11 protein-coding genes are annotated in these 7,788 nt (G+C 70.0%); 9 read left to right on the forward strand and 2 right to left on the reverse strand.

Translation table 11 applies throughout. The annotated features are described in order from the left end of the window. Positions 1–5 precede the first annotated feature (5 nt). The 5 genes from HII36_RS06200 (at position 6) to ccsA (ending at position 4,529) form a co-directional block, all read left to right on the forward strand. A complete protein-coding gene (locus HII36_RS06200; protein WP_173522078.1) occupies positions 6–644 on the forward strand; it encodes a histidine phosphatase family protein in 639 nt (212 codons plus the stop codon). Positions 645–738: 94 nt separating this feature from the next. After that, positions 739–1,314, forward strand: coding sequence for a TlpA family protein disulfide reductase (locus HII36_RS06205; RefSeq protein WP_328807604.1), 576 nt, complete (start codon positions 739–741; stop codon positions 1,312–1,314). Continuing rightward, positions 1,311–2,033 carry a cytochrome c biogenesis CcdA family protein gene (locus tag HII36_RS06210; RefSeq protein WP_173522079.1) on the forward strand — a complete coding sequence of 241 codons (723 nt, stop codon included), beginning with the start codon at positions 1,311–1,313 and terminating at the stop codon, positions 2,031–2,033. Before HII36_RS06205 ends, HII36_RS06210 begins: the two co-directional genes overlap by 4 nt. Continuing rightward, a complete protein-coding gene (gene resB / locus HII36_RS06215) occupies positions 2,033–3,592 on the forward strand; it encodes a cytochrome c biogenesis protein ResB (RefSeq protein WP_173522080.1) in 1,560 nt (519 codons plus the stop codon). Before HII36_RS06210 ends, resB begins: the two co-directional genes overlap by 1 nt. Further along, positions 3,582–4,529: a cytochrome c biogenesis protein CcsA gene (gene ccsA / locus HII36_RS06220; RefSeq protein ID WP_173522081.1), complete on the forward strand. Its 948-nt coding sequence runs from the start codon at positions 3,582–3,584 to the stop codon at positions 4,527–4,529. The genes resB and ccsA overlap by 11 nt, the downstream gene beginning before the upstream one ends. Before the next feature lie 55 nt (positions 4,530–4,584). On the opposite strand, the gene HII36_RS06225 is transcribed toward ccsA, so the two are convergent. After that, positions 4,585–4,881, reverse strand: a complete 297-nt coding sequence (locus HII36_RS06225; protein WP_173522082.1) for a PLDc N-terminal domain-containing protein — start codon at positions 4,879–4,881, stop codon at positions 4,585–4,587. A 131-nt stretch (positions 4,882–5,012) separates the two neighbouring features. On the opposite strand from HII36_RS06225, the gene HII36_RS06230 reads away from it, so the two are divergent. Then, positions 5,013–6,008, forward strand: a complete 996-nt coding sequence (locus HII36_RS06230; RefSeq protein WP_173522083.1) for a hypothetical protein — start codon at positions 5,013–5,015, stop codon at positions 6,006–6,008. A 9-nt stretch (positions 6,009–6,017) separates the two neighbouring features. Then, positions 6,018–6,266: a hypothetical protein gene (locus HII36_RS06235; RefSeq protein WP_173522084.1), complete on the forward strand. Its 249-nt coding sequence runs from the start codon at positions 6,018–6,020 to the stop codon at positions 6,264–6,266. Between the two features lie 5 nt (positions 6,267–6,271). Here HII36_RS06235 and HII36_RS06240 read toward each other — a convergent pair whose 3' ends face one another. After that, positions 6,272–6,853, reverse strand: coding sequence for a TetR/AcrR family transcriptional regulator (locus tag HII36_RS06240; protein ID WP_173522085.1), 582 nt, complete (start codon positions 6,851–6,853; stop codon positions 6,272–6,274). 101 nt (positions 6,854–6,954) lie between these two features. Between HII36_RS06240 and HII36_RS06245 the strand changes: the two genes are divergently transcribed. Next, the gene (locus HII36_RS06245) at positions 6,955–7,110 is read left to right on the forward strand and encodes a hypothetical protein (protein ID WP_173522086.1); all 156 of its coding nucleotides are present in this window, start codon (positions 6,955–6,957) and stop codon (positions 7,108–7,110) included. Positions 7,111–7,169: 59 nt separating this feature from the next. Next, entirely contained in the window at positions 7,170–7,709 is a 540-nt protein-coding gene (locus tag HII36_RS06250; RefSeq protein ID WP_328807605.1) for a dihydrofolate reductase family protein, read from the forward strand. The last annotated feature ends 79 nt before the right edge of the window (positions 7,710–7,788 follow it).

The following is a 7,788-nucleotide window of genomic DNA, read 5'->3' on the forward strand; positions in this document are numbered from 1 at the left end:
TCACCATGGCTGAAACCACCGTCGTCCACCTGCTGCGCCACGGAGAGGTGCACAACCCGAACGGCGTCCTGTACGGGCGGCTGCCGGGTTACCACCTGTCGGAGACAGGCAACCTCATGGCCGAGACGGTCGCCAAGGCGATCGGCGGCCGTGACATCGTCGCGCTCTACAGCTCACCGCTGGAGCGCGCACAGGAGACGTCGGCCCCGCTCGCCACGAAGCTCGGCCTCGACGTGATCAAGGACGACCGGCTGATCGAGGCGGGCAACCTGCTCGAAGGCCGGGTGATCGGCCAGGGCCTGGCCGTGCTGCGCAACCCGCGCAACTACCGCTACTTCTGGAACCCGCTGCGCCCGTCGTGGGGCGAGGCGTACCCGCAGATCGTGGCGCGCATGAAGTCGATGGTCGACGAGGCGCGCGCGGCGGCCCGCGGGCACGAGGTGGTGCTGGTCAGCCATCAGCTGCCGATCTGGGCCATCAGGTGCGCGGCCGAGGGCCGCAGGCTCTGGCACGACCCGCGGCGCAGGCAGTGCTCGCTGGCCAGCCTGACCACGTTCAGCTTCGACGGCGACCGCCTGATGAGCATCGGCTACAGCGAGCCCGCCGGGTCGCTGAACAGCGGCCCGACCATCCCGGGAGCCTGATCCGGGCTATGTCCCGGCCTGGTGTCCGGCCCGCGCGACCCCGGAGGTAGAGTTGCAAGCTCTACCGGTTGTAGTACAAGGAGATCTTCCTCCCGTGCGCGCCAAGTTCGTCTCCCTCGTCCTCATGGCTGTCCTGGCCGCCGGTTGCGCGGGCAACCAGGGCGGGCAGCCCCAGGCGGGCGACACCCGCTTCGTCCCCGGCGACGGCAAGATGCAGGTGTTCGACGCGAGCGAGCGCAAGCCGGCGCCCGCGGTCCAGGGCCCCACGCTCGACGGCGGCACCGCGTCGCTGGCCGCGCACCAGGGCAAGGTCGTGGTGCTCAACTTCTGGGCGTCGTGGTGCGGGCCGTGCCGGGCCGAGGCGCCGGTGCTCAGGGAGGTCGCCGCCCAGACCAAGGGCGCGGTGGAGTTCATCGGCATCGACTTCAAGGACCGCAAGGCCGACGCGATCGCCTTCGAGCGCACCGAGAAGACCGGCTACCCGCACATCTTCGACCAGCCGGGCCAGGTGGCGCTGGCCTTCCAGGGCACGGTGCCGCCGGCGGCGATCCCGTCCACGCTGATCATCGACAAGCAGGGCAGGATCGCGGCCAGGGCGCTGGGCGCGGTCAAGTACACCGACCTGATGAACGCCGTGACCCGGATACGTGATGAGCAGAGCGCGCGATGAGTGAGATCGTCGCCTCCGGGTCGTTGCTGCTCGCGGTGCCGATCGCGATCCTGGCCGGCCTGGTGTCGTTCCTTTCGCCGTGCGTGCTGCCGCTGGTGCCCGGCTACCTGTCGTACGTGACGGGCATGAGCGCCGATCCCAAGCGCGGCCGGCTGGTGCTGGGCACCGCGCTGTTCGTGGCCGGGTTCGCGGTGGTGTTCATGCTCGGCGGGGCGCTGTTCGGCGGGCTCGGCTCGATGCTGCTGACCAACGCCGCGGTCATCACCAGGGTGCTCGGCGTGCTGACCATCCTGCTCGGGCTGGCCTTCCTCGGCGTGATCCCGGGGCTGATGCGCGACGTGCGCATCCACCGCGTGCCTTCGGCGGGCCTGGCCGGGGCGCCGCTGCTCGGCGTGGTGTTCGGGCTCGGCTGGACCCCGTGCATCGGGCCGACGCTGGCCGTGGTGATGACGCTCGGGCTCAACGAGGGCAGCGCGCCGCGCGGCGCGCTGCTGGCCATGGCGTACGCGCTGGGTCTCGGCCTGCCCTTCCTGGGCGCCGCGCTCGCCTACAGTAAGGCGTTGCGCACGTTCCGCGCGATACGCAAGCACTCCCGGCTGATCACCAGGATCGGCGGCGGGATGATGGTGGCGGTCGGTGTGATGCTGGTGACCGGCCTGTGGGGAGAAATGATCGCGTCCATGCAGGGTCTGATCGGCACCTTTAGGCCGAGCATCTGATGAGCGTCGACGAGCTGGAGAGAGAGCAGGCGCCCAAGCACGTCAAGCTGGGGCTGGTCGGCTGGCTGCGGTGGTGCTGGCGCACGCTCACCGCGATGAAGACGGCGCTGATCCTGCTGTTCCTGCTCGCGCTCGGCTCGGTGCCCGGCTCGCTCATCCCGCAGCGCGGCGTCGAGCCCGACAAGGTCGCCCAGCTCTACCAGCAGAACCCGGGGCTGGCCGAGTGGTACGACAGGTTCCAGCTCTTCGACGTCTTCACCTCGACCTGGTTCGCGGCCGTCTACCTGCTGCTGTTCACCTCGCTCATCGGCTGCATCGTCCCGCGTACCGCGACCTATGTGCGTGAGCTGCGGCGGCGTCCGCCGGCCGCGCCCAAGCGGCTCTCGCGCCTGCCGCACCACGTCTCGTTCGAGAGCGACCTCACCGTCGACGAGGCCGCGCGCCGGCTGCGCAAGCTGCGCTTCCGGGTCGAGACCGGCGACGGCTGGGTCTCCTCGGAGAAGGGCTACCTGCGCGAGACCGGCAACCTGTTCTTCCACGTGGCGCTGGTCGGCATCCTGCTCGCGGTGGCGTTCGGCTCCCTGTACGGCTACCGCGGCAACGTCCTGATCGTCGAGGAGGACGGCTTCGCCAACACGGTGGCCGCCTACGACCGGTTCATCCCCGGGCCGCGGGTGTCGGCGGAATCGCTCGAACCGTTTTCGTTCACGCTGAAGGACTTCCAGGCCACCTACCAGGTCGAGGGCGACAAACGCGGGCAGGAGCTCGACTACTCCGCCTACCTCCGGGTCAACGACACCCCGGGCGGCCCGGCCCGCGACTACGAGCTCAAGGTCAACGAGCCGCTGGAGGTCGACGGCACGCAGACCTACCTGATCGGCCACGGCTACGCCCCGGTCTTCAAGGTCACCGACAGCAAGGGCCAGGTGGCCTTCGACGGGCCGGTGCCGTGCCTGATCGACGTCAAGGCGACGTTCCTGTCGACGTGCGTGCTCAAGGCGCCCGACGCGCAGCCGACCCCGCTGGCGTTCCAGATGTTGTTCCTGCCGACCAGCACCAAGATGAGCGACGGCAGCTACAACTCCATCTTCCCCGGCCAGCTCAACCCCGAGGTGCAGGTGCTGACCGGGTTCACCGGCGACCTCGGCCTGCGCTCGGGCGAGCCGCAGTCGGTCTACAAGATCGCGCCCGACCACCTCATGAAGCAGCTCAAGCCGCTGCTCATGCCGACCACCTCGCCCACGCCGCTGGCCGTCGGCCAGGGGCTCGACCTGCCCGACGGTCAGGGCAGGCTGGAATACACCGGCGTGAAGAAGTGGATCACGCTGCAGATCGCCTACGACCCGGGGCGCGTGCCCGCCCTGCTGGCCTCCAGCACGGCGATCGTGGCCATCGTGTTGTCGCTGACCATCCGGCGCCGCCGGGTGTTCGTCCGCGTCAAGGACGGCACGGTCGACGTGGCCGGCCTCACCCGTACCGAGGGCTCAGCGGCGGGCTTCGCCGAGGAGTTCGCCGACATCGTCAAGGTTCTATCAGCAGGAGACAAGGATGCCCGCTGAGCAACTCGCCGAGCTGAGCGACCTTTTCGTCGTCGCAGCCGTCCTGCTCTACGTCTTCGCCATGCTCGCGTTCGCGCTGGAGCTGGCCTTCGGCCGGGCCCGCGGCAACGCGTCGGCCGCGGTGAAGCAGCCGGTCGCGGTGGCCGCGGGGGCGGGCGGCGAGCCGTCGCCCGAGCCCCCTGCCGAGGCCGCGGCGGCCACGCCCGAGCCGGCGTGGACGCGCAAGGTCGCCCTGGTGGCGCTCGCGCTGGGCTGGCTCGGCTGGGCCGCCAACCTGGCCGCCGTCATCACCCGCGGCCTGGCCGTCGACCGGTGGCCGTGGGGCAACATGTACGAGTTCGTGGTGGCGATCTGCTTCGCCGCGGTGAGCGCGTTCCTGGGCACCCACCTCAGGCAGAACGTGCGCTTCCTGGGCCCGTTCGTCATGCTGGCGGCCGCGCTCGGCCTCGGCTTCGCGGTCAAGGTGCTCTACACGACGGCTGGGCCGGTGGTGCCGGCGCTGAACTCGTACTGGGTGGCCATCCACGTCAGCGCGGCCATCGTGTCCAGCGGCCTGTTCGTGCTCGCCGGGGTGTCGGGGATCCTGTACCTGGTGCGCGGCGACGGGCTGTCGCGGCTGCCCTCGCGCGAGGACCTGGAGCGGGTGGCGCACCAGGCGATCGTGATCTCGTTCCCCATCTGGACGTTCGCCGTGATCGCCGGCGCGCTCTGGGCCGACCGCGCCTGGGGCCGCTACTGGGGCTGGGACCCCAAGGAGGTCTGGTCGTTCATCACCTGGGTGGCCTACGCCGCCTACCTGCACGCCCGCGTGACGGCCGGGTGGCGGGGCAGGAACGCGACGATCGTGCAGCTCCTGGCGTTCGCGTGCCTGCTGTTCAACCTCATCGGCGTGAACATCTTCATCTCCGGCCTGCACAGCTACGCCGACGTCGGCTAGCCGGGGGAGAGCCGTTCTGCCCGCGCCGGCGTCCTGACCGACGGCGCGGGCTTTCTCAGTCGTCGCCGCGCATGCGGCGTTCGAGGTCTCGCAGGAACTCGGGGTCGTCGTCGGGGCCTTTGGGCACGCCCGGGGCGCCGGAGTGCGGCGGCACCGGCCAGGCTTCGCGGACCTCGCGCGGACGCCCGCGCAGCATCCAGATCGCACCGCCGAGTACGGGCACCAGCGCGACGAGGAGCAACCAGAGCATCTTTGGCACGTTCCGTACCTCCTCTTCAGGCGTCGTGATGACGTCGAAGAGCGAGTAGAGCCAGAAGGCCAGCAGCGCCAGGCCGATCAGAACACCTGCCATGACCCGAACTGTAAGTCATCCACAGCGTGATCGTGCCGTCAGGATGTCCCATATCGGGTGACTCCAGAAGATCAGCGTCGTACCGTGGGACACGATTCGGCGTGCGGGGCACCATGGCGTTGAGAGGTGCGATGGCCTTTTCCGGCGGCAGAGAGCCCAACGACAAGGGGCGTCACCGGCGCGGGCGGTGGTGGCGGCGCGGGTCGTACCTGTTCTCGCGCAGGGGCGAGGCCCCGCCGGACGCCGACCGCTCCTTCTGGTCGGACGCCCGCCGCCGACAGCCAGAGTCGCCGCGGCCGCCCGAGAACCCCGCGCGTGAGCAGGACGACAGGCGCCGCCGCTGGCCGGGCGCCGACAGCCCGGGCTTACCCGAGCAGGCGCTGTTCGCGCACCTGGACGCGCCCAGGGAGTGGCGCGAACGCCTGCCCGCCGCGGTGCTCGACCGCCCCCAGTACACCTGGTACGACTTCGAGCTCGACGACTCACCGCCCAGAGCGCAGCCCGACCGCCCGGACGCCCCTTCCAGAGGCGACGGCTTACGGCACTGCGGCAGGCTGGAGTCCATCCTGCACCGCCAATGGGACGCCAGGTATGGCCCACCCTCACCCGACGCCGTACGGGCCGTGGAGAGCCTGGCCAGGCTCCCCGACAGGCTGAAGGAACTGCTCGCCACCGGCCTCGAGGGCATCTACGTCGGCCCCGGCGGTGTCCCGGACCTCGACGACATGGGCTACCTGCGCGGCGCGCCGCTCCCGTCGGGCCGCGCCACCTGGGACATCTGCGCCGGCGCCTACGGCGAGCGCAAGATCGTGGTGGGTGACCGCCCCTCGCCCACGCCGGACGTGATGATGCACGAGGTCGGCCACGCCATCGACGACATCGACGCGGGCCCCGGCGACTGGGTGTCGGACTCGCCGGCGTTCGTGCGGCTCTACGAGCAGGTGCGGCCGCTGCTCATGTCGACCTTCCACCGGCAGGCGGGCGGCCTCGGCCGCAAGGAGTTCTTCGCCGACGCCTTCGCCGCCATCGCCTCGCGCCAGCGCCCGGCCCTCGTGGACATGCTCGGCGGCGACACGCGGATGGCGCTCAACGTCATGCTGTTCTTCAACCGGCGCTACGGAATCTAGGTGGTACCCATGTACGTCATCCGGCTCGCTGACGGGACCCTGCGCGTGCCGCAGAGCCTGAGCAGTGAAGACGGGCGTCTGATCGGGAACGCGTACGTGGAGCTGCAACCTGGTGACCCCGACTACGAACAGTGGCTGGGCGAGTCGCTGACCGAGGACGAGGTGGCCGAGCGCCGGCGCCGCTGGGCCGCGGAGAACGACGAGCTGGAGCGCGAGTTCCTGGCCTTCAAGGCCGAGCAGGAGACCCCGGACGCCTGAGCCGCTCAGCCCTCGTCCGGCGGGAGCACCCGCTCCACCAGCTCGGTCACCAGCCGGTGCACGTCCGCTTCGGGAAAGATGTCGGGCAGGGTCAGCCGCTCCACGATCAGCCAGTTGAGCGCCAGGTAGTTGAGCACCACGGTGGTCGCGTCGCCGGGCAGGCCGGACTTCTCGTGGTGGCTGATGTTGAAGTCGATGTCGGCGCGGATGCGCTCGGTGAGCAGGCGGCGCAGCTCGGGGCGCCGGGTCGCCTCCAGGCGCAGCTCCAGCAGCGCCAGGTAGCCGGAGCGGAAGTCGCTGACCCGGTCGACCAGCTCGTGCATCAGCTCCTCGAACCGCGCGCGGGTGCGCGGGCCGGCCAGTGAGGCGGTCATCGTGGCCTCGTCGGGCTGCAGCCGCTCGTAGAAGCGGTGGGCGATCTGGGTGAGCAGGTCGTCGCGGTTGCTGAAGTAGTTGGACGCCGTGCCGTTGGGCACCTCGGCCTGCACGTCCACGGCGCGGAAGGTGAGGCCGCGCGCTCCTTCGCGGGCCAGCACCTCGATGCCGGCGTCCAGGAGCGCGGCTCGTCGTGCGGGATTCTGCCGCATGGCACATCTCCTCAAAAGTCAGGTGTTGACACCACTCTGAATGTAGTACTACGGTTAAACCACTCCGCACAGAGTACTACACACAGAGTATGAGGAACCAGATGCGAGTTCAGTTCAACCTCCCGAGCACCTTCGTCGCCGAGCAGCACCTGATGGGGCGTCCGGCGCAGAAGCACGGCAAGCAGCCGCGGGTGCAGCCCAAGCCGCGCTCGGTGCCCAGGCCCCGGCCGCTGCCCAAGCCCGGCGGCGCACGCTGACAACCTTTACGGACATCGAGAGAGCGGGAAAAATGCGAAAGCTCGTTTACTACATCGGAATGACCATCGACGGTTACATCGCCGGCCCCGGCGGTGAGGCCGACTTCTTCCCCGTCACGCAGGACGTCATCGACTTCATCGTGACCGAGTACCCCGACACGCTGCCCACCCACGTACGGGCGCCGCTCGGCGTGGACGTGCCGAACCCGAACTTCGACGTCGGGATCCAGGGCCGCGCCACCTACGAGCCGGCCCTGGAACTGGGCATCACCAGCCCGTACGCGCACCTGCGGCAGTACGTGGTGTCGTCGACGCTGAAGAACGACGACCCCGCGGTCGAGGTCGTCTCCGGTGACGTGGCGGCGAAGATCCGCGAGCTGAAGGCCGAGGAGGGCAAGGACATCTACCTGATCGGCGGGGCGGATCTGGCGGGGCAGCTGCTGCCGGAGATCGACGCGCTGGCCATCAAGCTCTACCCGGTGGTGGCCGGGGCGGGGGTGCCGCTGTTCAGGACGGACTTCTCGCCGACGGCGTTCGAGCTGACGAGCAGCCGGGCGCTGGAGAACGGCACCGTCGTGCTGCATTACACGAAGAAATGACCGCCGTGTTCACGGCCCGGGCCTGCTCCACCGAGCGGGTGCCGGGCCGTCGGCGTTGCCGGGGGTGCAGGAGGCGCGG

This window comes from Nonomuraea antri, from assembly GCF_013283785.1.
GTDB classification, from domain to species: Bacteria; Actinomycetota; Actinomycetes; order Streptosporangiales; family Streptosporangiaceae; genus Nonomuraea; species Nonomuraea antri.

Coding starts and splice junctions, on each gene's coding strand:
- HII36_RS06225 (WP_173522082.1), bottom strand. CDS start 4,881: ATGGCAGGTGTTCTGATCGGCCTGGCGCTGCTGGCCTTCTGGCTCTAC.
- ccsA (WP_173522081.1), top strand. CDS start 3,582: ATGCCCGCTGAGCAACTCGCCGAGCTGAGCGACCTTTTCGTCGTCGCA.
- HII36_RS06240 (WP_173522085.1), bottom strand. CDS start 6,853: ATGCGGCAGAATCCCGCACGACGAGCCGCGCTCCTGGACGCCGGCATC.
- HII36_RS06200 (WP_173522078.1), top strand. CDS start 6: ATGGCTGAAACCACCGTCGTCCACCTGCTGCGCCACGGAGAGGTGCAC.
- HII36_RS06250 (WP_328807605.1), top strand. CDS start 7,170: ATGACCATCGACGGTTACATCGCCGGCCCCGGCGGTGAGGCCGACTTC.
- HII36_RS06245 (WP_173522086.1), top strand. CDS start 6,955: ATGCGAGTTCAGTTCAACCTCCCGAGCACCTTCGTCGCCGAGCAGCAC.
- HII36_RS06235 (WP_173522084.1), top strand. CDS start 6,018: ATGTACGTCATCCGGCTCGCTGACGGGACCCTGCGCGTGCCGCAGAGC.
- resB (WP_173522080.1), top strand. CDS start 2,033: ATGAGCGTCGACGAGCTGGAGAGAGAGCAGGCGCCCAAGCACGTCAAG.
- HII36_RS06230 (WP_173522083.1), top strand. CDS start 5,013: ATGGCCTTTTCCGGCGGCAGAGAGCCCAACGACAAGGGGCGTCACCGG.
- HII36_RS06210 (WP_173522079.1), top strand. CDS start 1,311: ATGAGTGAGATCGTCGCCTCCGGGTCGTTGCTGCTCGCGGTGCCGATC.